The organism is Psychrobacillus sp. PGGUH221 (genome assembly GCF_042055255.1).
GTDB lineage: Bacteria > Bacillota > Bacilli > Bacillales_A > Planococcaceae > Psychrobacillus.
In genome coordinates this window covers 549,140-574,828 of the sequence record NZ_JAQMHQ010000001.1, presented here as the reverse complement: position 1 = coordinate 574,828, position 25,689 = coordinate 549,140, and the positions used below count along the sequence as shown (strand labels likewise).

15 protein-coding genes and 1 pseudogene are annotated in these 25,689 nt (G+C 34.1%); 15 read left to right on the top strand and 1 reads right to left on the bottom strand.

Annotation, left to right across the window (positions count from 1 at the left end; genetic code table 11):
* The first annotated feature begins 37 nt into the window (after window positions 1-37).
* The 12 genes and pseudogenes from PGC35_RS02585 (at window position 38) to PGC35_RS02530 (ending at window position 15,508) form a co-directional block, all read left to right on the top strand.
* Window positions 38-1,147, top strand: coding sequence for a glycosyltransferase (locus tag PGC35_RS02585; RefSeq protein ID WP_375218075.1), 1,110 nt, complete (start codon window positions 38-40; stop codon window positions 1,145-1,147).
* Window positions 1,144-2,268, top strand: coding sequence for a glycosyltransferase family 4 protein (locus tag PGC35_RS02580; RefSeq protein ID WP_375218074.1), 1,125 nt, complete (start codon window positions 1,144-1,146; stop codon window positions 2,266-2,268). Before PGC35_RS02585 ends, PGC35_RS02580 begins: the two co-directional genes overlap by 4 nt.
* A gap of 6 nt (window positions 2,269-2,274) precedes the next feature.
* Window positions 2,275-3,291 carry a UDP-glucose 4-epimerase GalE gene (galE, locus tag PGC35_RS02575; protein WP_375218073.1) on the top strand — a complete coding sequence of 339 codons (1,017 nt, stop codon included), beginning with the start codon at window positions 2,275-2,277 and terminating at the stop codon, window positions 3,289-3,291.
* An 866-nt stretch (window positions 3,292-4,157) separates the two neighbouring features.
* Window positions 4,158-5,234, top strand: a complete 1,077-nt coding sequence (locus PGC35_RS02570; RefSeq protein WP_375218072.1) for a PLP-dependent aminotransferase family protein — start codon at window positions 4,158-4,160, stop codon at window positions 5,232-5,234.
* Window positions 5,235-5,239: 5 nt separating this feature from the next.
* A complete protein-coding gene (locus PGC35_RS02565) occupies window positions 5,240-6,265 on the top strand; it encodes a lipid II:glycine glycyltransferase FemX (protein ID WP_375218071.1) in 1,026 nt (341 codons plus the stop codon).
* Window positions 6,266-6,268: 3 nt separating this feature from the next.
* A complete protein-coding gene (locus tag PGC35_RS02560) occupies window positions 6,269-6,874 on the top strand; it encodes a sugar transferase (RefSeq protein ID WP_375218070.1) in 606 nt (201 codons plus the stop codon).
* 16 nt (window positions 6,875-6,890) lie between these two features.
* The gene (locus tag PGC35_RS02555; protein ID WP_375218069.1) at window positions 6,891-7,451 is read left to right on the top strand and encodes a GNAT family N-acetyltransferase; all 561 of its coding nucleotides are present in this window, start codon (window positions 6,891-6,893) and stop codon (window positions 7,449-7,451) included.
* Between the two features lie 36 nt (window positions 7,452-7,487).
* Complete coding sequence (locus tag PGC35_RS02550; protein ID WP_375218068.1) at window positions 7,488-8,330, top strand: 3-hydroxyacyl-CoA dehydrogenase family protein; 843 nt, start codon at window positions 7,488-7,490, stop codon at window positions 8,328-8,330.
* A gap of 37 nt (window positions 8,331-8,367) precedes the next feature.
* The gene (locus tag PGC35_RS02545; protein ID WP_375218067.1) at window positions 8,368-9,507 is read left to right on the top strand and encodes an aminotransferase class I/II-fold pyridoxal phosphate-dependent enzyme; all 1,140 of its coding nucleotides are present in this window, start codon (window positions 8,368-8,370) and stop codon (window positions 9,505-9,507) included.
* A 598-nt stretch (window positions 9,508-10,105) separates the two neighbouring features.
* Window positions 10,106-11,611: an LTA synthase family protein gene (locus PGC35_RS02540; protein WP_375218066.1), complete on the top strand. Its 1,506-nt coding sequence runs from the start codon at window positions 10,106-10,108 to the stop codon at window positions 11,609-11,611.
* 168 nt (window positions 11,612-11,779) lie between these two features.
* A pseudogene (locus tag PGC35_RS02535) lies at window positions 11,780-12,748 on the top strand (IS3 family transposase); the annotation flags it as partial.
* A 507-nt stretch (window positions 12,749-13,255) separates the two neighbouring features.
* Window positions 13,256-15,508, top strand: coding sequence for a hypothetical protein (locus PGC35_RS02530; protein WP_375218065.1), 2,253 nt, complete (start codon window positions 13,256-13,258; stop codon window positions 15,506-15,508).
* A gap of 269 nt (window positions 15,509-15,777) precedes the next feature.
* On the opposite strand, the gene PGC35_RS02525 is transcribed toward PGC35_RS02530, so the two are convergent.
* Window positions 15,778-16,599 (bottom strand): SLAP domain-containing protein, encoded by an 822-nt coding sequence (locus PGC35_RS02525; protein WP_375218064.1) that lies wholly within the window; start codon window positions 16,597-16,599, stop codon window positions 15,778-15,780.
* A 202-nt stretch (window positions 16,600-16,801) separates the two neighbouring features.
* Here PGC35_RS02525 and PGC35_RS02520 point away from each other — a divergent pair, with 202 nt between their 5' ends.
* From PGC35_RS02520 to PGC35_RS02510, 3 genes are all read left to right on the top strand, one after another.
* Complete coding sequence (locus PGC35_RS02520; protein ID WP_375218063.1) at window positions 16,802-19,027, top strand: hypothetical protein; 2,226 nt, start codon at window positions 16,802-16,804, stop codon at window positions 19,025-19,027.
* Between the two features lie 411 nt (window positions 19,028-19,438).
* Window positions 19,439-24,718: a S8 family serine peptidase gene (locus tag PGC35_RS02515; protein ID WP_483880161.1), complete on the top strand. Its 5,280-nt coding sequence runs from the start codon at window positions 19,439-19,441 to the stop codon at window positions 24,716-24,718.
* Window positions 24,719-25,056: 338 nt separating this feature from the next.
* Window positions 25,057-25,500, top strand: coding sequence for a hypothetical protein (locus PGC35_RS02510; protein WP_375218062.1), 444 nt, complete (start codon window positions 25,057-25,059; stop codon window positions 25,498-25,500).
* Window positions 25,501-25,689: the final 189 nt, after the last annotated feature.

The window sequence follows — 25,689 nt, the reverse complement described above, 5'->3', positions numbered from 1 at the left end:
AGCACTTTAAGATTATAGAATAGAGAAGGTACATTAAATGACTTTGCGTATATTACACATTATAACGACTTTGGGTTCAGGTGGAGCAGAAAAAATGCTAGTTGACTTAGTAATAGAAATGAAGAAGCAGGATGTTATCTGCGATGTAGCAGTGCTAACAAAAAAAACTGACTTTTTTAGTGAGAAGTTGCTTGAGCATGGCGTGAAAGTTTACTGGGGTCCAACAAAAAAAGTTTATAGCGTACAAAATATACTTTTTATAAGGAGTATACTGAAAGCTAATCAATATGATATTATTCACACTCATTTATTCGCTACACAACTGTATACCCCAATTGCAATGAAGTCACTGTTCTCAAATACTAAACTAGTAACTACTGAGCATAATACGCATAATAAGAGAAGAGATAATCGCTTGTTTTTTTTATTAGACCGCTGGATGTATAAGAAATATGATAAAATCATCGCCATTTCAAAAGCTACAAAAGATAGTTTGAATAGTTTTTTAAAAGAAACAGAATCAAAAACTGTAATCATAGAAAATGGAATAGATTTGCAACAATATGAATTAGCTACAACAATCGATAGAACTTCACTAGTAAGTTCACTTACTGAAAAGGATAAAATTATTCTAATGGTTGCAGCAATGCGTGAACAAAAAGATCATGAAACGCTTATTCGAGCAAGTAAAACATTGCCAGAGGATTATTTAGTTATGTTCGTAGGTGATGGAGAAAGAATGGACGAAGTAAAAGAATATGCTAAAAATTATGGTAGTTCTAGAATTCACTTTTTAGGGAAACGTACAGATGTGCCATCCCTTATGAAAGCAGCAGATATTTTTGTGCTTTCTTCTAGATGGGAAGGATTTGGATTAGTCGCAGTAGAGGCAATGGCGGCAGGACTTCCTGTAATTGTTTCTGATGTACCAGGCTTACGGGATGTCGTAAAAGATGCCGGCGGTACATTATTTGAAGCAGGGGACGAACAAGATTTGTCTAAAAAAATTCTGACTATTGCTGATAGTTCATCAATACTTGAAACTAATTTTTGCATAGATAAATATTCTATTTTAAATACAGCTTCTGAATATTTAGATGTTTATAATGACTTGAATAGTCCGAGAAAAGGAAACTCAATATTATGAAAATATTATTTGTCGCTTCTGTCTACAGGCATTTTACCGCTTTTCACATACCTTATATGAAGTTTTTGCAGAGTAAAGGGTATGAGGTATTTGCTGTAGCAGCAGAGGATGGGAGAATAAAAAAAGAATTATCCCAAATGGGATTCTCATGCATTGATATACCTTTTAGCAGGAGTCCATTAAGTAAAAGTAATATCGAGGCTTATAAGAAGTTAAAAAAACTTTTCATAAATGAAGAGTTTAAACTAGTTCATGTGCATACTCCTGTTGCTTCATTATTAACTAGAATGGCATTTCGTCATTCTAAATTAGGAAGTGTTATATATACAGCACATGGATTCCATTTCTACAAAAGGGCTCCCCTTTTGAACTGGTTGATCTACTATACTATTGAACGATTAGCTGCACGTTGGACGGATGGACTAATTACGATGAATGAAGAGGATTATAAACGAGCTTTGACAATGGGATTTGAGAAAGATGCCGTACATTATGTGCATGGTGTTGGTGTAAAACCATTAGAGAGCATAATTAGTGCAGAAGAAAAGAAAGAATTGAGGCAATTGTTGGATCTTTCAGAAGACGCGGTTGTGATTTCCTATGTTGCTGAAATCAATAAGAATAAGAATCATATGTTTTTATTGCGTAATTGGAGACAGATTAAAGAAACAGCTCCTCAAGCAGCCTTATTGCTCATAGGAGATGGTGAGTTGAAGGAAGAAATAGAGCACTTTATTGATGCAAATCAATTACTTGATGTACGTATTTTAGGATATCGTACTGATGTTAATGATCTTTTAGGAATTTCAGATATTGTGAGTCTTCTGTCGCATCGTGAAGGGCTTCCAAAAAGTATAATGGAGGCCATGTCTGTTAGTATACCATGCGTAGTCTCGGATACTCGTGGATTGAGGGATTTGATTACTCATGGTGAGAATGGCTATGTTATACCTCATGGTAATGATCACGTATTAGTAGAAACATTTATTTCTTTATTAAATGATGAGGAAAAACGGTCGAAGATGGGGGCTGCTGGTTATCAGAATGTGGAGCCATATAGACTTGAGAATGTATTGAAAGAATATATCGAGATATATGAAGATGTATTAGGAAAAGGGTGAATTTCTTTGAAAATACTTGTCACTGGTGGTCTGGGGTATATTGGTAGTCATACAGTAGTGGAACTATCGAATAATGGCTTTGAATGTGTTGTTGTAGACAATCTTATGAATAGCGATTCTAGCGTACTGGATAGAATCCAAAAACTTAGTGCCGATCCAATACATTTTATGAAAAGAGATTTATTGGACAAGCATCAGGTTGCAGAAGTATTTGAACTATTCCATTTTGATGCAGTCATTCATTTTGCAGGGCTAAAATCGCCAGCTGAGTCTGTAGTAAACCCCCTTCGATACTTTGAAGAGAATCTTGGTACGACCATCAATTTGCTAAATGAGATGCAAAGAAACAATGTTAAAAAACTAGTATTTAGTTCGTCTGCAACTGTATATGGAGATTTGACTGAGCCACCTGTTTATGAAAAAGCACTTACTTCTATTCTAAACCCATATGGTCGAACAAAGCTGATGATTGAGGAAATTCTTCAAGATTTATCTAAATCCGATCCTGAATGGAGTATTGCGATATTGAGGTTTTTCAATCCAATTGGTGCGCATTCATCTGGAACTATTGGAGAAAGACCAAATGGAGTTCCAAATAATTTAATGCCCTATATTACACAGGTAGCGAGTGGAAGAAGGCAATTTTTGAATATCTACGGTGATGATTATCCTACACCTGATGGGACAGGAGTAAGAGATTTTATTCATGTAATGGATCTTGCGCATGGCCATTTAAAGGCTCTTAACTATTTGAGTAATCATTCTGGTAATCATATCTTTAATCTAGGAACAGGAAAAGGTTATTCCGTTTTAGATTTAGTACGTACATTTGAAGAAGTAAATGGAGTGAAGATTCCATATAAAATAGTGGATCGTAGACCTGGAGATATTGCAGTGAGTTATGCGGCTCCATCTAAAGCGGAAAGAGAACTTGGATGGAAAGCTGAACGTGGATTAAATGAGATGTGTGAAGATGCATGGAGATGGGAAAAGGATTTGGTGAAACCTTCCAAATCATTCTGAACTATTACTTAGCGTAGATTTTAGTTATTTATGGAGAGGGATATTTTTGTAACTATTCGAAAGAGCTTAAATAAAAGACGATCTTTCCTATAACACTAATTCAATCTCACATATTTAGAGGAATTCTAGAAAACCTTTTCAAAGAGACTGTAAAATAGATAAATACTTGCATGGAAAATGGTTAATCGTTAGATGCAGAGTATTTAGGATGGAGAAATTTATCATAAGGATGTTTCTAATGTTGAAATGGAATGTATATTTACTGCTGCCTATAGATTAAGAGAGACGGTATAGTTGGTCATTGGAATAGGCTAATCATTTTAGTTAAAAAAAGCTGTACTACCCTTGTTTTGAAAGAAAATTAGACAATTTAGGAGTGTGAGGAGCAAAATTTGAGTGGAAATTATATAATACACCGCTTAAATTATAAGATAAAAAAGTGTAGTTGCCATTTTTATTTCAAAATATGGCACTAATATAAAACAGGTTATCACTTTTCAAATTATTGGAAATTATTTGAAGTAACGCTGATGGTATAGGTTGCAGATATTCTGTATTAACACCATTTTTTTTTACAGAGGTCAATATAAAAATGTTACTCTGACAAGGAAAGTGGCAGAAAATTTTAAAGCATAAAGATGAGTGATAATATTGGATATCAGTACTCTTTTTAAAAAAACTCCATTACTTATCCAACAGCTGTACATTCTCTTAGTAATGTCCAAGAAAGTATTTTCGAATTGTTTGAAAAAACTGTTTTATATAAACGTGTAAAATAAAATATTATTTTACACGTTTATATAAAATAGAGAAGTGTTGAAGTGTTTAGAGAAGACTTTGATTAGCGATAGTAAAGGGAGATTAAGATGGAAATAGGTAGTGAATTTGAAATTGAATTAAGTCATTGTGAAATTGAATCAATAAAAAAAAATCTTATAGAAGGCTATTTAGTTAACTTTGGAAGAACGGCAATTAAATTTATTATTGACTCGCTAGTTAATGAGAAAGGAATTAACAACTTTTTGTTACCAAATTATTTATGTGAGAGCATCTTGAATCCTTTTGTAGAAAGTAAAGTTTCTATTGATTTTTATAATATTAATGTAAATCTAACCATAGATATTGAAAGTTTTAATAGTAAGATTAAAGAAAGGCAAGCAGTATTTTTAATTAATTATTTCAATATACAACATACAGATGAATTCAAGCAATATATAAAAACGCTTAAAAATAAAATTATCGTAATTGAAGATACTACACATAATTTTTTTGACAATGTTGAGCGACTAGGGCATCTTGAAATAGCTAGTTTGAGGAAATGGATGGGGTTACCTTCTGGGGCAGTAATAAAAGATAACAATAATCTTGTAAACAAGGATATATTTTGTCGAAATAAGGACGAGAATAGTATAACAGTTGTTGAGAAAAGATTGTATGCTGGGATATTAAAAGATACATATTTAAAATGGAATAATAGTGCTGAAGTGAAGGAAGAGTTTTTAAAAAACTTTAGTGAAGCAGAAAAAATATTAGACAGTAATTTAATAAACATTACACACATGGATACTGTCTCGAAAAACCTTTTATTAAATTATAATTTAGAAAAGTTAAAAAAGACAAGACAAGATAATTACTTAATTCTTAAGGAAGGATTAAAACGAATAAGTGAAATTGAATTTGTAAATCCGGTTGTAAATGAATCACAAGTTCCATTGGGATTTCCTATATTCGTAAAAAAGAGAGATCAATTCAAACGCTATCTAATAAGTCAAAATGTATATCCACCTGTACATTGGCCAACACCTAAAGCAATAGGAAATTTAAATTGTACAAATCCATATATAATCTCTAGTTCTATACTTACTATTCCTAGTGATCAAAGATACTCTTTAAGAGAGATGGAGAGAATAATAGATATAACTAAAGAATATTTTAGGAGCTGAATATTTTGTATGAGGTAATAAAAGTAGAAGATTTGCGATGGAATATGATTATTGACAAATTTAAGTGTGGGGATATTTATTTTACAGCTGAGTATTTTAAAAGTTCATTATTACTTGATGAAGGAGAACCAATTCTTTTTTATTATACAGATGAAAATGGATCAGTTGCCTACCCATTTCTAAAGCGAAAAATTAATAATTTAAATGGGATAGCGATATATGATATCACTACTCCATACGGATATGGAGGACCACTTATAGAAGTTACAAAGAGCAATGAAGATTTATTAATTCAATTCAATGTTGCTTTTAAAAAATACTGTTTAGATAGTTGCATTGTTAGCGAATTTATAAGATTTCATCCTGTAATAGAGAATTATTGGGGGATAGAAACTGTTTTGGAAACAAGATATATTAGAAATACAATAGCTATAGATTTGCAAAAATCAGAGGATTTATTTGCAACAATTCCGAGCAAAACTCGTAATATGATACGTAAAGCTAAGAGAAATAATTTAAGCATTTCGAAACTTTCACCTGAAGGAAGTTTTAGTGAATTTGTGTCAATATACTCTCAAACTATGAGAAGAAACAATGCAATTGATTATTATTTTTTTGATGAGGAATATTTTAAAAGTCTTTTTTTAAATATTGGAGAAAACTTGCATATGTTCGGAGCTTACTACCAAGACAAGTTAGTTTCTGTGACATTAGTAATGAGTTATGGAAAATATGTGCACTATCATTTGTCAGGAGCCTTAAAGGAATATCTTCATACTGGCGCAAATAATTTACTATTATTTGAAATAGCAAATTGGGCTAAGATTGAAGGATATCAATCATTTCATTTAGGTGGAGGTTATCAAGGAAATGATGACAGTTTATATAAATTTAAGAAGTCCTTCACTAAAGATAATCCGCTACAATTTTGGATAGGGAAAAAAGTGTATGACAAAGAGAAATATGACAGATTAGTTTTAGAAAGAAAAATACAAAAGGATAATGGGTACTTTCCTTTATATAGGAGTTAGAGAATGCAAAGGATATTAAAAAGATTTTTTGATATAACAAGTGCAACAATAACCATATTAGTAATATCTCCATTACTAATTCTAATAGCGGTATTAATTAAAACTACATCAGCTGGACCGGTTCTGTTTGCACAAGAAAGGGTAGGGAAGAACGGAAAGTTATTTAGAATTTATAAATTCAGAAGTATGATTGAGAATGCACATCGACTAGGTGCAGGATTATATATGGATGGAGAGAACGATTCACGTATCACTAAAGTTGGAAAATTTTTAAGAAAGACAAGTTTAGATGAATTACCTGAGCTATTTAATGTCTTAAAAGGAGAAATGAGTTTTGTTGGGCCAAGACCCACATTGAAATATCAAGTTGATAAATATAGTGAATTGCAACTTAGAAGGCTTGACATTCTACCTGGAATTACAGGGTGGGCTCAAATAAATGGACGAAATGAAATTCCATGGAGTAAACGAATTGAATTGGATATTTGGTATATTGATAATTATTCTTTATGGCTAGATATAAAAATACTAATTTTAACTTTGCCCTCTGTACTTAGTTCAAGGGGGATTTCGCATCAACAAAATGAAAATGATGTAGATGATTTATAACCTGGAGGAGAATAATATGAACATTCAAGGAAAGAAAGTAACTTTAAGAGCATTAGAGCCAGGTGATATGGAAGAATTAAGGAACTATCATAATGACCCAGTAATCGGAAACTTAGTTGGAGGCTGGTCTTATCCCATATCTAGCTACCAGCAAATGCAGTGGTATGAAAGAACAATCGCAGATGATAAGAATCATAGGTTTGCTATTCATACAGAAGAAGATGGATTCATTGGGATATCTACATTGACTAACATAGATGTAAAAAATAGATCGGCTCATCATGGTATTATCATAGGAAAAAAAGAATTAAGAGGACACGGATATGGAAGAGACACTGTAATGGCTACAATGAAGTTTGCTTTTGAAGAACTTCAATTAAATCGACTAGATGGTGACATTGCAGAACATAATGTCCCTTCATTTAATTTATATACTGAAAAGTGTGGTTGGATTGAAGAGGGAAGAATCCGACGACATATTTATAGAAATAACCGATATTATGATAGAGTTATTGTTGGTATTTTAAAAGAAGAATATGAAGAACTCTGCAAGAAAAATAATTATTGGAACTCTTAATTAGTGAATAAAAAGTTATTATAGGTGGTATTCTTAATGCAAAATGTAGCAATAATTGGTGCTGGACAAATGGGCTCTGGAATTACACAATATCTAGCAATGAATGATATTACAGTAACTTTGATAGATTATAAAGAAACTAATATTAGAAAAGCGTCGAAAACCATTGAAACTGGACTAAATAAGTTGCTATCAAAAAGTAAAATTAGTGAAGAAAAATTTCTAAAGACTATTAATCATATTAAGTACTCAGCTTCGTTAGAACTTTGTAGAGAAATGGATTTAGTCATTGAGGCAATACCAGAGACCCTTTCGAAGAAAAAGGAACTATTTCATAAACTAAGTGAAATCATGCATGAGAGTTCAATATTAGCAACAAACACTTCGTCACTTTCAATAACGAAACTAGGTTCAATGTTCATTGATCCATCGCGTGTAATCGGTATGCACTTTTTTAATCCTGCTGTCATGATGCCATTAGTTGAAATCATTCGAGGATTAAACACTTCGAAAGAAACGGTGGATAAAGCGATAGCTTTCATAGATGACATAGAAAAAAAAGCAGTTTTTGTTCAAGATCAATCAGGTTTTATCGTTAATCGAATCTTAATCCCAATGATTAATGAAGCGATATTTGTTTTACAAGAAGGTATCGCTACATCAGAAGAAATCGATAAAGCAATGAAATTAGGATCAAATCATCCAATGGGACCACTAGAACTAGCTGATTTCATAGGATTGGATACATGTTTAGCAATTATGGAGACGTTGCATAAGAACTTAGGTGAGGATAAATACAGACCGGCACCTTTATTACGAAAATATGTTGAAGGAAATAGATTAGGTAGAAAAACTAAAAAAGGTTTTTACACATACTAATTCACAATAAAAGCATAGTTGAAAGTAGGTCAAGTATATGAGCGAACGAATCTTATTATCCTCCCCACATATGGGTGGTACTGAACAAAAGTACATAAATGAAGCATTTGAGACTAATTGGATTGCCCCTTTAGGAACGAATGTGGATGGTTTTGAGAACGAATTAGCTGAATACGTTGGTATTCAAGGAGCTGCTGCGGTTAGTGCAGGTACTGCTGCTATTGACTTAGCGCTTAACCTACTAGGGGTTGGAGCAGGAGATACTGTTTTTTGTTCTAGTTTGACTTTCATTGCTAGTGCGAATCCTATTGTGTATCGTGGTGCAACACCAGTATTCATCGATTCCGAATGGGATACATGGAATATGTCCCCACAAGCTTTGGAGAGAGCTTTTATGGAAGCAATTGCAGACGGAAAGCTTCCTAAAGCGGTCGTTATTGTCAATTTATATGGACAAAGTTCGAAGATGGAAGAGCTTATGGAAATTTGTAATCGCTATGATGTTCAAGTGGTGGAGGATGCTGCTGAATCATTAGGTTCTACTTATAAAGGGAAAAAAAGCGGAACATTTGGTAAGTATGGTGTTTATTCATTCAACGGAAACAAAATCATCACGACTTCAGGTGGGGGTATGCTTGTGTCAGATGACTTAGAGTCATTAGAGCATGCTCGCTTTTTAGCAACTCAAGCCCGTGATGCAGCGAAGCATTATCAACATAGTGTCATTGGCTATAATTATCGTTTGAGTAATGTGCTCGCTGGAATTGGCAGAGGTCAATTGGAAGTACTCGACGAACGTGTAGCTCAGAAACGAGCGATTTTTGATCGGTACTCTGAAGTATTAGATTCGATTAATGGTGTATCTTTAATGCCAGAGCTAGAAGATACGTTTTCCAATCGCTGGCTAAGTGTGATGCAGCTAGATCCTGAGGAAATATCTATAACTCCATATGACTTAATCGATGCTCTTAATGAGGAAAATATTGAAGCACGCCCAGTATGGAAGCCACTTCATCTGCAACCAGTGTTTGAAGGTTGTAAGTTCTATGCTCATAGTGAAGATGAAGTAGTTAGTGAGATTTTATTTGAACGAGGCATTTGCTTACCATCTGATTCGAAAATGACAGTGGAGCAGCAACAAAGGGTTATAGATGCATTGCTTAAAAATTTTAAATAACAATATTAATATCCCCAACAGTAATTAATTGGGGATATTTTTTATAGATACAAAGAAAATATTAAAAATTCAAATTTCCTAAATATATTTTTTCAATGAATTACTTGAACTAGTATTTGATCCTATCATAAGTAACACACGTAACGTTAGAGAAACGTAAATAAATTAGTTGTAAGCTTCATTGTAATTTTATGTACTATTACTTTACAATACGCATTAGAAATAAGAGAAGTGCGATTTAATCTTTTAGTATTTGGAACTTGAAAGGAATGCTAGTTTGATGCGCTATTTAAATAAGATAGTATTTTTATTATATCCATTTTTATTCATTATTATTATTGAATCACTCAATAGAAAGAATTTAATTCTATCATATCCATGGATAATCGAATCAACACAATGGTTTTATGAATCATTTGAGAAGTACTTATTCGCTGTTGTATTTTTCCTATTATGTCAGTCAATTTTCTTGTCAATTTTCAACAATATATATTTTTCGATTCTAATGAATTCTATACTTTTTGCAATATTATTTATAATCAATAGATTTAAAATTATTTTTTTAGGAGATCCAATATTACCATGGGATGTAATTTTTGTGGATCAAGTATATAAGTTGCTCCCAGTATTGTATAAAGAGGTCAGTTACATTTGGATAATAATTTTTAGTCTACTTATATTGATTACAATTTCATTAGTAATAAAATTTACAAGTTTTAAAGAATTAAATTGGGTAAATAGAATTTCTTTATTTACTATTTCGTTAACTATCATTTTGACTTTATGTTACTATCCATATAACTTCGTTCAAAATATATTCTCCAATAGTGGAATATTTGCAGTTCCAGAGAATCAAGTTAATAATCAAAATATAAATGGAATTGTTTTAGGATTCATAATAAATGTTCCAAATGCAATCTTAGAGTCTCCTAACCAATATTCAAAAGACATATTACAAGATAAAATAGTTTCAAAATATAGTTACGCAGATGGAATTCTAGGTAATGAGCACCCCAAAATAAAACCTAATATTGTAGTAATTATGAGTGAGTCATTTTGGGACATTGGAAATATTAGTGAAGAAGTAAAAAGAATGAATTATATACCAACTATTGAAGAAAATAAAAAAGGTTATATAGTTTCTTCCCAATTTGGCGGAGGAACAGCAAATGTGGAATTCGAAGCTTTAACTAGTCTTTCTATCAATCTTTTACCAAAAGGATCAATTCCATACGCACAGTACATAAAGAAAGAAACCCCCTCACTTGCAAGTATACTTTCACAACATGGTTATTACACTGTGGGAATTCATACGTTTGGAGGAGATTTTTGGAATAGAAACGTTGTTTATCCTTTACTTGGATTTAAAGAGTTTATTGCCTACGAAAATTTAGAAAACCCGCAACAAAAGGGAGATTTTATTGCTGATTCAGAAATAACCAATTTAATCATTAGTGAACTGAAAAATAACTTAGACCCTACTTTTATTTATGCTATAACAATGCAAAATCATGGTGGTTATAATAACGAAAGATACGGTACTGAGACTATTGAAGTACCAGGGAACTATAGTGAGGATGGGCAGAGGATACTCAATACATATGCGACCGGTGTTGCTGATGCTGATTTAGAATTGAAAAGACTAATTGAGTATCTTAATAGTTTTGGAGAACCTACTTTAGTTATCTTTTTTGGAGATCATCTCCCAACATTGAGTGATGTTTATCAAGAGTCAGGCTTTGTTGGGAAACCTAATACATGGGAATTGGAAGATGAGCTAAAAATGAAACAAACTCCTTTAGCAGTTTGGAATAATTACAGTATGGAGATTCCTAATGTAGGCTCAATTAGTCCCTCGTTTCTTGCTCCTAAAATTCTCGAATGGTCTAGTTTAAGTCTCCCAAGTTACTATTCCTTTATCAATGAATTTTCAGAAGTTATGCCGGGTTATACATATACTGTGAAGCTGGATTCAAAAGGAAATTTATTTGAATATAGTCCGGAATCGTTACGTAAGTTAGAAGATTATTATAAACTAATACAATATGATATTCTTTTTGGAGAACAATACTCTAAAGAAATGGGATTTTTTGAACTAAATTAAACTGTAGGTATTAAGTACGTTGTTACATATGAGCCCCCTGAGAATTTGTCCTACTAAATCTGTAAAGACTAACACATTGCATTACCTAACTTTAAATAAAAAAACACACTCGATTTTTAACTGCACCCCATTGTTAGACGGCATAATCTAACAATTAGGGTGTTTTTTATTGCTAAATTTACTGCAGAAGACAAATTACGAGCTGATACTCGCTATCTAACTGGTAATGAAAGCGTAAGAGATATTAGTAAAGAGATAGGAGTTGCTTATTGTAATCTTTTAACATGGGTGAAACAATTTCAACATAATGTTGAGGAAGCTTTCGTTAAACGATATACAATTTACACACAATAGTTTAAACTGGACATACTAAATTTTATGAGTGAAAACAGTACATCCTTAAATGAAACAGCGGCAATCTTTAGAATAGCTGCTCCTTCCACTATTATTGTTTGGAAAAGACAATTCGAAACACAAGGAATTGATGCCCTTCAGTCAAAGAAAAAGGGGCATCTATCCATGAAAAAAGAGTCAAATAAACTAACAAAACAGGCACTATTTGAAGGTTCTACTGAAGCACTTCAAGCAGAATTTGAACGTTTACATATGGAAAGCGAGTATTTAAATAAGTAGAATGCTTAAGTACAAAACAAGGAAAAATCACCAAACAAGACAAAGCGCAAGTAGTCTATGAATTAAGGCCCGGTGAGAGCACTCGTAAAGCTCGCGGGCATATCACGTAGCACGTATTAAGATTTAGTGAAGCGAATGAATCAACCCGATCAAGATGCCTAGGTAAAAACAGAAATCAAAGCGATTTATGAGGAACATGAAGGCCGTTATGGTTACCGTCGTATTCGTGATGAGCTTGTGAATCGTGGGAAGAAAGTGAATCATAAGAAGGTTCAACGTATTATGAAAGAGCTTGGTTTAAAATGCCTTGTACGTTTGAAAAAATATAAGTTTTATAAAAGTACGTTCGGTAAAATTGTGCCGCATCATTTAGCTCGCCAATTTACAACTGACACACCCCATGAAGAATGGGTAATAGATATTACGGAGTTTAAATTATTCGGCGGGAAGCTTCATTTATCGCCTGTATTAGATTTATTTAATGGTGAAATTATTACGTATACAAATCTGTTCTTGCACTACCTATAACTAATTTCAGAGATGTTAGATAAGGCAATTAGTTCCCCCTCTTATACCATATAAATAACCAATTTTACTTTTTTTCACAATTTGTATTTTATATAATATTGATACTAATTGCTATATTACTTTTAATTAGGTCAAATCTAATAGTTTTGACAGATAAGAGTGACATGTGGATAGAAGAATTTAAGTTTACAATAAAACAAAAAATCCCGATTACTGCATTCACTGATACAGTAGTCGGGGTTTTGATTTTTCATTAGAGATGAAACTTTATTGCATGATAAGCGTACTAATAAACACCCAGTAAGAATCGGTAAAAAACCCAAAAAAATCCTCAAATAAAAAAGTATACTAATGTTCATTGTAAAATAACTAAGTAAGGTAAATAAACAAATTAGAAAATAATTGAAATTTGACCATGTTTTTATATTATAATACTACTAGAGTCAAATTATATATTCGTGAATAAAAAGGGGGAGAATTTTCATGAACAAAAAAACAAAGAAAATTATTGTATCTTCAGCGGTAGCTACTTCAGCTTTTGTCACAGTAGCACCAAGCCAACAGGCAGATGCTGCAACAAATATTGAGTCATTAATAAGCGATGCGCAAAAGGCTGGTACTGTCTTAAAATGGGCGATTTCTATTGAGGGAACTGCAGATGGGGTAACTCAACCGTGGACTCAATTTAATGCTGCAAAAACAGCGATTGCTAAAGCAGAAACTGCTATGAATGGAGCAAGTTACTCAGATAAGTTGAAGTATGAAGCATTATTAATTGAACCCAAAACGCAACTTCAACGTGCTCAAGGGTATCTGGATGCTATTACCGCAAGCACTAAGATTGAAGCGAAAACGAAGGCACTTTCAGAAGCTGTTATTACAAATAATTTAGAACAAGTAGAAGTAGCATATCATGCAATGACGGCAGAATTCCGCAAACAAACGATTTTGTTGGATCGTGTATATGGTCAATCTACACGAGATAAAATCCGTAATGTGGTAAAAGGACCTGCAGAGCAGTTGATCAATTATTTAAAGAACGATGTAACTGTACACATGTTGACGAAAGCTGCAACAACGAACATCAATTATGGTAAATATCTAGAAGCAACAAAGAATATAAATGAAGCCCAATCGATTGTGAATTCAAATGTATTAATTTGGGGTAACTTTTTGAAAAAAAATCTAGATGCAGTAACTGCGTCTCAACCAGTTCAACTTGTCTCGATTTCAAGAGTGGATAGCACGACTGTAATGGTAAAATTAAGCAGAGCTGTTTCTAGTATTCAGCTTTCAGAGTTTACATTTGATAACTCTTTGTCAGCTACTAGAGCTGTACTAAGTAATGATGGAGCAACTGTAACATTAACAACTTCCGTTCAAACTCCTGGTATTAAGTATACGATGAAATTCAAAGGGAATTCTGCTAGCTTTACAGTTCCAGGAAGTATTGTGCCAATTCAAATAGACAATCAAACGATTCAGCATAGGGAAACAACGGAAGTACTTTCTTTAGTAGCTAATTTTTCAGAGTCATATAGCCAACCTTCTAAAGCTACGGTACGTGTCGATATTCCAGCAGGCATAAAGGTAGTTTCTATTAATGGCATTGAAAACAATATAGCTGGCGCAAGAAGTATCAATGTAACACCAGAAAAAAATGGTAATGTTACTATTACTTTTACTGCTAAAGATGTCAACGTCGCTGCAATTGATAATGTAATTACTTTCAACAAAATGGAGGGTATTACTGTAGTAGAAACAAAGTCCTCAGCAAAACTAAACTTTTATGCACCTGCAAAATCGGGTACTTTCTCTAATAAGAAAATTTACTATGTCGACATTAATAATAATTATTTTGTCACTTCTGATGGTATGAAATATAAAATGAAGCCATCTGGTGATGTTTATCGAAATGAAGGTATTGCAGTAGCGTTTGATTCATTCAAATCTGCTTTGGATATGGAAGATACAATCACTGGAACGTACCAACCGACAGCTAATTCGATGTTTGAGATTACATCGAATTTCTATTTTATCGATTTACTGCTCGATTCAAAGTTTTCTTATAGATCTGGCACAGCAGGATATCGTATGGATGGAAGCAGAATTGACTTGAATGGTACAGGGCAACCTAACTATGAACTCTTCTTCTTCAAAAATAGCACATATATAGGTAAAACAAGAATAAGCGCGAACGGAGCATGGAGCTACTCAACAAACGTGGACCAAAACACAATAAGTGATTATTCGTTTGTTCAACAAGTTGCAGGTAAAGCTGCTCCTACAAGCCTTGGGTGGGATGCAAAAACATTAAGAGTTGTAGAAGGACCATTTGAACTTGCTTCCGTAACCGAAGGAACCGGTATCGGCGAAGACTTATTGGATAAGGAAGTAACATTTACAGTTGCTCCATTAAAAAATAAAAATGGTTTAGTTCTAGCTCAAGATCAAGCAATTGTTGCTTCTAATGCTACAATTATTGTTCAAGATTTAGACGGGACAAAAGTTAAATTCTCAAACAATCAAAGTGACACAAAATTTAGTCCTCTAAACAATGGCTTTAAAATAAAATTTGGATCAATCGATACTAGTAAAGGTACTGCTGTTATAATGACTAATGGGAAAGATGGTGCTTTAACTGGGCCATTGAATGTAATTTCTATTGATGGGGTTACAAATGCTTATGGTTTGAATTTAAAAGTAAATACTGGGTTTCAGATTAAGGGATATTAAATTATCTCCTTGTTTCGAAATATTCTACACGAATAGTGTTCCTACGTATAAATATTTGATTTGAGATAGAACGAACAAAGAGGATAACCACCAAAAAAAGGCCTATAAAGTAGACAAAAAATCTACTTTATAGGTTACTTCTTTTTACAAAGATTAATTTCAATTCTTCTGTTAAATGGTGAGGTTTCATAAATGTAAATTTCATTTTCAGAAATAAAAAGTAGCCAAAGTTAAATAAATGGCTACTTTTTTTGCTTTTGACTAGTAATTTATAAAGTTTGAGGAACCATTTCTATCTTCCAAGAACTAAAATCAGGATTTTCTTTTTGGAATACTTCTTTAGAGAATGACAAACTAATAGGTCTAGCCTGTTTTGAAGCAATTGTAAATTGTCCTAGTGGGAAGCCGAGCTTACATACCATTTCAGCAGTTGCATCAAATAGTTGAATCGGTAGATTTTCAATTGTTAAGTCCTGTGAGAATGCATTTCGAATAATGATATAAATAGTCACTGCGTCCTCAGATTCATGAAAATGGAATCCGACAATCGATATTTCATTTTCCTTGAGGGGCTCTAATGTGGAAACTAGATCATGTACAATTTTTTTTTGATCCTCTGTAAGACCGTTAGACCAATTTTCATCTAAGTATAATTCGAAGTCTTTCACTACTTTTTCATAATACTCAAATGCCATTTCAAATTCCATTTCATTTTCTATTTCTTCATAAGGAACTAATAAGTCCTCCATTTCAAATAAGAAGTTCCATGGTCTAGCTGTACATGGTTCAAGTTCTCCAAATAACTGCATATCAAATTGCTTCTTCGCAAGTTCTTTTCCTTCGGTATCTTTTACTACTAATACTACTTGGTCTAAACGTAATTTCTTAGGTAATGAGTGTCTAATAATAGCAGTTACAACAATTCCGGAATCTACTGTGTATAATTTCACTCCGTGTACATGTAACTGATTAGCCTCTAAGTCTTCTAATTGCTGATGGTAGAATTGGAATATATATTTTTCTTGTGTCGGTATGTCCCAGTCGACAGAAAAATCTATTTCTGTTTTATATGTTTTAGGAGAATTTGTCATGAGTAAATTCCTTTCTTTTCTAGATAAGATTCTATTATTATAGCATATAAAAATAATTATTCATCCCGTCCAGATAACGGTAACTAGTTTGGTATTTTATTACAACGAAAGGGCTTTTTGGACGATAAGAAGCCAATATATTCATGTTAGACTTAAATATAGAAAGATGCATCTAGAGACATACTAGTAAAAGGAGAACAAAATGAGAAAAATTGCTATTAAAATTGCATGTTCAATTGCTATTGTTGCTTTAATTTCATCACCAACACAAAAAGCTGGTGCAGCGACGAATACAAACCAAATAGTAACAGACGCACAAAACGCAGGAACGATATTAAAATGGGCTATTTCAGTAGAAGGTTCTGCAGATTTTAAAACTCGCCCCTATAATCAATACAATATGGCTAAAAAAACGATTCTCGCAGCAGAAAACGAAGCTAGCAAACTGTCAACCTCTGAAAAATTAAGTATTCAAGCTAAACTGGTAGAGCCTAAAATTCATGTAAAGCGTGCGCAGGCTTACATAGACGCGATTACATCAAGTGAAAAAATTGAAGGTTTAACAAACAACCTTCAAAAAGCTATTAATTCGAAAGACCTTCATCAAGTAGAATCCGCTTATCATACAGCAACTGCTGAATATCGGAAACAAGTGAAACTATTAGACCGAGTCTATGGGCAATCCACTCGAGATGGCATTCGAAATGCTGTGAAGCCTGCTATGGAAAAGTTGATAAATCAAGTAAATTATGATGTGACGGTGAAAATGCATTTAGATAGGGCTTCCAATTATATTAAAGAAAACAAGTTAGAAGAAGCTGCTTTCGAATTAGATAAAGCTGTTTACTACTTAAATCTTAATGCTGCAAATTTTACTTTTGAAAGCCAATTAACAAAAACTTATGATTACATATTAGCATCATTACCATTAAGACCACTTACCGTTTTTACTGATGGAAAAAATACAGTTACTATTAACTTCTCTAAAATGTATGACATACCATTGGTCGGCTTTGAAGCGGGACAATTTAAGATTTCGGGAGAAACTGTGCAATCTGCTAAATTATCAGAAGACAAAAAATCAGTAATCTTAACAACTTCTGATCTTAACCCTTCTACAAACTATACAGTCACTTGGAAAGAGCAACAGATGAAATTTGTTACAGAAGCAAAACCTGATACTACTGGTATTTTACTAAGTGAATCAGATGTAGCATACCTTGAAACAACAAATAATCGTATATATAGTGCTAAATTAACATATTCGGACGGCTCTCCTTATCTCGGGAGAGTACTTATAAGCTTGAGTGATGCAAATCCAGCAAATGAAACATCTTTCACTACCGCAGTAATCACCTCTGCGAATGGTCATTTTGGAACAGCAGTACAAGAAGCGACAACCTACACCGATCAAAATGGGAATTTATCATTTATTATAGCAGCAGGTGGTACAGCTTCTGTAACCCATGTACAACCGACAATTCAAAAACTGGATGAAAATCTAACAAGTAAGACAGCACCGATAACTCACTTTTTCCAGTTACAGAATACAAGTGATTTCTATAATTTAGGTATCAATGGCTCACACATATATCTTGAGAATGACTATGTGTATTCAGCCGGATTTAAATACAAATGGGATTCGAACGATCTATTTTTCATTCGGGGACAAAATGTACCACTAGTAGTATTTGAAAGAGCACTTTCAAATGGAGATGCACTTACTGTTGGTTATGAAGTAAAAACAGAAAACATTTCTACTTGGAACATAACAATAGATGTAACCGAAGCAGCGAAATTGGAAATTACAAACCCAGCACATACTCCTGTGACATACGATGGTTCTAACTATATTATCAGTGGTACGGCAGAAGCCGAATATACTGTCCATTTATATCGTAACGGTATTTTCCATGGCACTACAAAAGTAGATGATAATGGCGAATGGACCTATGGCTCAGTTAGCTTACTACAAAACGAAGCAAATACATTTGAAGCATATCAATATGCCCCTGGTAAAGATGGTCAGAATGGGGAAGGTTCTGAAAATCCAACGACTCCAGCTACAGCTATCATTAACGAAGGTGCATTTGCTTCTACAGAAATTACTTTAAATGATATAAATAATAACGGATTAACAATCTCTGACACACTGGATTTCATTTTCTTAAATCCAACCTATGGTCATGAATTCAAAAAAGAATTGTCCGGTACAATAACAATTAATGATGGTTTTGGTAGAACAGCTGTAGTGAAGGTCGAAAATATTGATAAAGATACAATTAAAATAGTAGATTTTGTTTCGAGTGAACCTTACTTTGCTCATAATTCATCGTCATTAATTATCGTAGATACTGACGGACTAGTTAACCAAGATCATCTAGCATTTAATGTAGCTGCTTCTAAACCTATATTAAAAAAAGAGTAAAATTAATTAAGAAGTAAATATGTCCTCTTTAAGCAGACATGTAAGAAAACCATGTACATTCATGGATTTTACATGCTACTTAAAGGGGATTTTATTATTTATAACTATAAATGTAGCGCAAATCACAAGATAGCCGCATCAAATCACAAGATACCCGCATCAAATCGCAAGTTAGCCCCCCATTTTAAAAGGACCTTTAATATTACCTCAAATAGTTAACTAGACAAATAGGATAGGTAATTCTTTTCTATCAATTCGTCATAGAAATATGGACTAGGACATACATTAGGACAGTATCACACTATGCATATGTTACTCCATTTCTTATAAAGGATGAGGTCTTTTGTAATAATATTGGACAAATCTATCCTTTCAAAGAGTGGAGTCGACTGTGTTAAAGGGGGAAATATATTGAAAAAAAGATTAGTTAGTAGGTTATTTAGTTCATTTCTGGTACTAGCTATGATCTTTGCGATGTTTAGTCCGATAATGACTGCTTCTGCAAACACAGGTACAAAGCCATTTAAGCAAAATGCTCCTAGCGAAAGTACTTTACAACTAAAAGCAGCAATCGCAGAGCAATTGAATGTATTGGATGGTGGACCTAAATTACACAAAGACTTACAAGACCTATCGGGCAATCAAGATGTTGCAGTAATCATACATTTATCTGAAAAACCGGTTGCCCTTGAAAAAGGAATAAGCGAATTAAAAGGGAAAGCATTTTCAACCTCACAACAGAATCAAGTTAGAACGAAAGTAAAAGCACAACAAACATCTGTACAAAAAGAATTAAGTTTAAAAAATATTTCTATTAAACAAGGTTATTCATTCGATACAGTTTTAAATGGTTTTGCAGCGGTTGTAAAAGCGAATGACCTCCCAAAACTACTTACTGTTCAAGGAGTTACGCTTGTCGAACCTGATACAATCGTTTATGCATTGGAAGAACCAAAAAAATCTAAACCGACAAATACTACTATAAAAGATAAGAAAATAGAAGCAAAGATGAATACGAGTATTTCATTCCTAGGAATTGAAAAGCTTTGGAACGAGGGATTTGAAGGACAAGGCATTAAAGTTGCAGTACTTGATACTGGAATAGATGCAAACCACCCAGAATTTGCAGGTATTTATAAAGGTGGAAAGAACTTTATCCCGAATTCATCTGACTATACAAGAACACGTTCGGCTGATGACGCATCGGAAACTTCACCTGTAGAACGTCCTGCAGGAACACCAGAATTTAATGCTAGAGGAAGTGCGTTCTATACATCTCACGGTACGCATGTTGCAGGTACTATTGCAGCAATTGGTGCCAATGAATACGGCATTAAAGGGATTGCGCCTAAAGTGGACCTTTACGCTTATCGTGTGCTTGGAGCATATGGAAGTGGGGCTAATTCTGGAATCGTAAAAGCTATTGACACTGCTGTAATTGAAGGAATGGATGTTATTAACCTATCACTTGGTGGGGAGAATAACTCTGAAACAGATAGCGGATCTTTCGCAATCAATAACGCTATGATGGCTGGGACAATCGCAGTTGTAGCAACAGGTAACTCAGGTCCAAACAGAGGAACAATAGGAACCCCATCTACAGCACGTTTAGGTATTGCAGTTGGTAACACAACGAACCCAGAAACAATGTACAACGGAGAAGTGAATGTTAAGGTTGGCCAATATAACCTTACGAAGCAATTACAGTTGATGGGAACTACCTTTGGGAAAGACCTAGCAACACAACTACAAGGGGAATTTGACTTAGTTGCTGTTCCTGGAAACGGTGAAGCGAAGGATTATCAAGGAATCGATGTAAACGGAAAGGTTGCGTTGATCTCTCGTGGTAGCATTGCATTTGTCGATAAAATTGCACATGCAAAAGCAAACGGAGCAGTTGCAACTATTATTCATAACTTTGCTGGTGGTACGAATGCTCCAAATGCTTCTGGAACGTTCCTAGGTGACTCATTTGCTTTCCTACCAACGTTTGATATGTCCCAAACAGATGGAGATGCAATCCGTGATGCATTAGTAAATGGAGCAGGAAAAGTTTCTTTCGGTAAATTTAGCTCTGCTAATACAACTGGAGACGAAGTAAACGACTCTAGTTCCCGTGGACCAACTACTCCTAACTTCGATATCAAGCCAGATGTAAGTGCACCTGGTACGAATATTATGTCTACAATTCCAATGTACAAAGCAGATTTCCCAGATGCTGTTTATACGGAAGCTTATGATCGCAAAACGGGAACATCGATGGCAACACCGCATATCGCAGGAATTGCAGCGCTTGTCCAACAAGCAAATCCGAATTGGAATGCATTTGATGTAAAAGTAGCACTTTCTAATACTGCAAAAGTTCTTAATAAATCAAAATACGATGTATTTGCTCAAGGTGCTGGGCGTGTAAATGCTTATGCAGCAGCTCGTCCGAATGCCCTTGCCTATGCTTTAGATACAGCTGTTTTAGACGGAACTGGGGCAATTGTTGAAAATAAGAAAGGTACTGTAACATTCGGTCCACAATCTTTGAAGGAAAATGATATTTCTGTTACGAAACAAATCCTTGTGAAAGATATAAAGGGACAGGGTGGAAATTATAATGTAACAGTTGATGTTATAAAAACATTCGGTGATGCAAAACTAACTGTTGATAAACCGACATTCACGTTAGATGGAGAGCAATTGATAAATGTTACATTGACAGCATCAAAAGCTACAGCTCCAAATGGTTCTGAAATTTTAGGATATATCCATATTAACGGTGGCGGATCAGAGGTTTCATTGCCATTCGCAGCAGATTTTGGTGGAGTGGCTGCTACTGAAATTAGAAATATGGCTATTACAGGAACAGACCTGTCCTTTAATGGAGATAGTGTGAAAGACAGTGCTGTACTTTCATTCACGTTAACAGGAGATGTAGCAACTAACTATATCGAAATTTGGGACATCATGAATCCTGAAGGTGGGGAATATGGAGATGGCTATATTGGCTACTTGCATGCAGGTTCTTCACTTGGAAAAGGTTCTTATACACTAAATGTGGCAGGGCAATATAAGCCATGGGGCAGTGCGCCTGCAACTACTATTCCAGATGGATTATATACAATTGACTTCACTGCACAGGCAGCTACAGGAGTAATTGGGGACTATGTTGGACCAGTTGTTGTGAAAACAACGAAACCAGCAATTACAGGCTCTGTGAAAGACGGAGTAGCAACAGGGCAAGTGACTGACAAATATATCGAATATAATGAAGAACTATATTTGTACGGCTTAGAATATGACTTGAATGAAAAACTTAATGCTTCTTATATTGCAACTACAAATGGTAACACAGCTGCAGCCGTGGACTTTGATTTGGCGCAAGACGGATCATTTACATTCCCTGTAACTGCAGGAACAGATTCCGTGAAAGTTGTGATTAAAGATGCAGCAGGCAATGTAGGAGAAGCATTAATATATGAAAATGATAATCCAGAACCAGAACCAGTAGTAACACTTAGTGTAAATCCAACGAAAGTCGATTTAGAAACAGGAGGAACAGCTCAACTTTCTGTTACAGAAACTTCAACACCAGCAGAAGGTGCAGCGACAGTTAAAGATGTAACTGCAGCAGCTACGTACGTTGTAGCAGACGAAAGCGTTGCAAAGGTTTCTAACGGATTAGTAACTGCGGTAGCTAAGGGATCTACAACGATTACCATTACTCATGGTAAAAATAATGTGACTGTAAATGTAACAGTGAAAGATCCAGTAGTTATTGTACCTGGAGTGAAACTAGTTGCAAACAAAACACAACTTGATTTGGAACCTAAAAAAGAAGCGCAACTGACAATTAAAGAAGTAACGACAAGAGCAGATGGAACAATAAAACAGCAAGACGTCACAAAGGCTGCTAAGTACACAGTTGCAAATAATAAAGTCGCTAACGTAAAAGATGGTTTAGTAACAGCAAAAGCTGTAGGAAGTACAACAATCACTGCTAAATACGGTAAAAACGAAGTAACTATCAAAGTGGATGTTACAGAACCAGTAGTGACCTTAGTTGCAAACAAAACACAACTTGATTTGGATCCAGGAAAAGAAGCACAACTGACAATTAAAGAAGTAACAACAGGAGCAGATGGAAAAACAAAACAGCAAGATGTAACAAAAGCTGCAACGTATAAAGTAGCAGACGGTAAAGTGGTTTCCGTTAAAAACGGTTTAGTAACAGCAAAAGCTGCAGGAAGTACAACAATTACCGCTAAATACGGTAAAAATGAAGTAACTATAAATGTCACTGTTACAGCACCTGGAGTGACACTAACTGCAAATAAAACACAAATTGATTTGGAACCTGGTAAAGAAGCACAACTGATTATTAAAGAAGTAACAACAACAGCAGATGGAAAAACAAAACAGGTAGACGTAACAAAATCTGCAACGTATAAAGTGGCAAACAGTAAAGTGGCTTCTGTTACTAATGGTTTAGTAATAGCAAAAGCAGCAGGAACTACAACGATCAGCGTGAAATACGGTAAAAATGAGTTAAATGTAAATGTGAATGTAACAGAGCCAGTTGTAACCCTAATTCCAAACAAAACCCAAATTGATTTGGAACCTGGAAAAGAAGCACAACTGACAATTAAAGAAGTAATCACTTCGGCAGATGGAAAAACAAAACAATCAGACGTTACAAATTTTGCAACATATAAAGTAGCAAATAATAAAGTGGCTACTGTTAGTAGTGGTCTAGTAAAGGCAAAAGCTGTAGGAAGTACAACAATTACTGTTAAATACGGTAAAAATGAGCTAACAGTAAATGTGACTGTAACAGAACCAGAAGTAACATTAACAACAAACAAAACACAAATTGATTTGGAACCTGGAAAAGAATCTCAACTAACAATTAAAGAAGTAACGACAACGGCAGATGGAAAAACAAAAGAAAGAAATGTTACAAAAAATGCTACGTATAAAGTAGCAAATGGGCAAGTCGCTTCCGTAAATGAAGGAGTAGTAAAAGCAAAAGCAGCAGGAAGTACAACAATCACTGTTAAATACGGTAAAAATGAACTCATTGTAAATGTCACAGTTACTGAACCACAAGTGACACTAAGTGTAGACAAAACCCAAATTGATTTGGAACCTGGAAAAGAAGCGCAATTGTCAATTAAGGAAGTAACGACAACGGCGGATGGTAAAACAACAGAAAGAGATGTTACAACCGCAGCAACTTATAAAGTAGCAGATGGTAAAGTGGCTTCTGTAACTAATGGTTTAGTAAGAGCAAAAGCAACAGGAAACACAACAATTACTGTTAAATACGGTAAAAATGAAGTAACTGTAAATGTGGCTGTTACAGAACCACAAGTGACTCTAGTGGTTAACCAAACCCAAGTTGATTTAGAATCTGGTAAACAAGCACAACTGACACTTAAGGAAGTAACGACAACGGCGGATGGAAGAACAACAGAAAGAGATGTTACAACAGCCGCAACTTATAAAGTAGCAAATAGTAAAGTGGCTTCTGTAAGTAATGGTTTAGTGAGTGCGAAAGAAGTAGGAAGCACAACAATTTCCGTTAAATACGGTAAAAATGAAGTAACTGTAAATGTGATTGTTAAAGAACCAGAACTGAGATCAATAGTACCAAATTCAGAATCTTCGATTCCAGGTTCTGAAGCAATTCCGACTATTTAGGTTATTAAAATCAGGTCTGACAAGTTAGCTTGAGAAAGCTAGTTTGTAACGAAGGGAAAAGTCCTTTGATCGAGAAATCGATTGGGGGGCTTTTCTGTCTCTATTTACTATATTGGGTTATATAAAAGAACAATAAAACCCTATAGAGTTATTTCTACAGGGTTGGAATGCTTTGTATTTCATTAGAAATAAAAGTTTTGATGAAGAACTAGGAAGATGAAATAATACGTTTAATAAAAAAGTTTGAAAACAATATAATATAGTATAAATCTCCAATTTAAGGTAAAGTGGAAATAATAGTGTGATTTTGATTGCCATATTAAAAGGAGGAACGGACAATGCTAAAAAAAATATCTATTGTATTTATTCTTTTTATCTCCATCATATTTGTGAGTACAAATCATACAAGTGCAGCCACCAAAGTGATGTGGGGGAAAACGGAATTAAAGATTGGGCAGCTTGGAAAAGTAACGATTCTTTCGAACACAAGTTTATGGAAATTAGAGAGCGATGGTTCTCTAACGAAAATTCGTGACTTGAAAAAAGGAGAAGAATATCGGGTATACAGCTATAAAAGTGTTCATGGAGGATTATATGGGGTAGGTGCTGGAGCATTTGTTCAAAAGAATGCTTCCATAAAATATGAAACACCTTCCAAAGTAAAGTTAAGATTATTAAATGGAAGCAAACCAGAAATAATTGTAACGCCAATAGATCCTAATCCAGGCGAAACGAACCCTGTGGAACCACCTGAGCCAGTGGAAGTAATCTCTGTAGAATAATTAATTAAAAAAGACTCTTTATATACTGACATAGCGATATGAGACATATATATAACACCTTTATTAGGCTGCCATTACACTTTATTTTATGTGTTTCAGGTAGTCTAATTTTTCTTGTCTACGTTATTCATTATAATAATTCAAATAGGATATTCCTGCTCACAATTGAGTAGACCCATAGATTGTATC

Bases quoted from the DNA above. Each gene is read 5' to 3' on its own strand.
- PGC35_RS02585 (WP_375218075.1), top strand. From the start codon at position 38: ATGACTTTGCGTATATTACACATTATAACGACTTTGGGTTCAGGTGGA.
- PGC35_RS02580 (WP_375218074.1), top strand. From the start codon at position 1,144: ATGAAAATATTATTTGTCGCTTCTGTCTACAGGCATTTTACCGCTTTT.
- PGC35_RS02570 (WP_375218072.1), top strand. From the start codon at position 4,158: ATGGAAATAGGTAGTGAATTTGAAATTGAATTAAGTCATTGTGAAATT.
- PGC35_RS02560 (WP_375218070.1), top strand. From the start codon at position 6,269: ATGCAAAGGATATTAAAAAGATTTTTTGATATAACAAGTGCAACAATA.
- PGC35_RS02555 (WP_375218069.1), top strand. From the start codon at position 6,891: ATGAACATTCAAGGAAAGAAAGTAACTTTAAGAGCATTAGAGCCAGGT.
- PGC35_RS02550 (WP_375218068.1), top strand. From the start codon at position 7,488: ATGCAAAATGTAGCAATAATTGGTGCTGGACAAATGGGCTCTGGAATT.
- PGC35_RS02545 (WP_375218067.1), top strand. From the start codon at position 8,368: ATGAGCGAACGAATCTTATTATCCTCCCCACATATGGGTGGTACTGAA.
- PGC35_RS02530 (WP_375218065.1), top strand. From the start codon at position 13,256: ATGAACAAAAAAACAAAGAAAATTATTGTATCTTCAGCGGTAGCTACT.
- PGC35_RS02525 (WP_375218064.1), bottom strand. From the start codon at position 16,599: ATGACAAATTCTCCTAAAACATATAAAACAGAAATAGATTTTTCTGTC.
- PGC35_RS02520 (WP_375218063.1), top strand. From the start codon at position 16,802: ATGAGAAAAATTGCTATTAAAATTGCATGTTCAATTGCTATTGTTGCT.
- PGC35_RS02510 (WP_375218062.1), top strand. From the start codon at position 25,057: ATGCTAAAAAAAATATCTATTGTATTTATTCTTTTTATCTCCATCATA.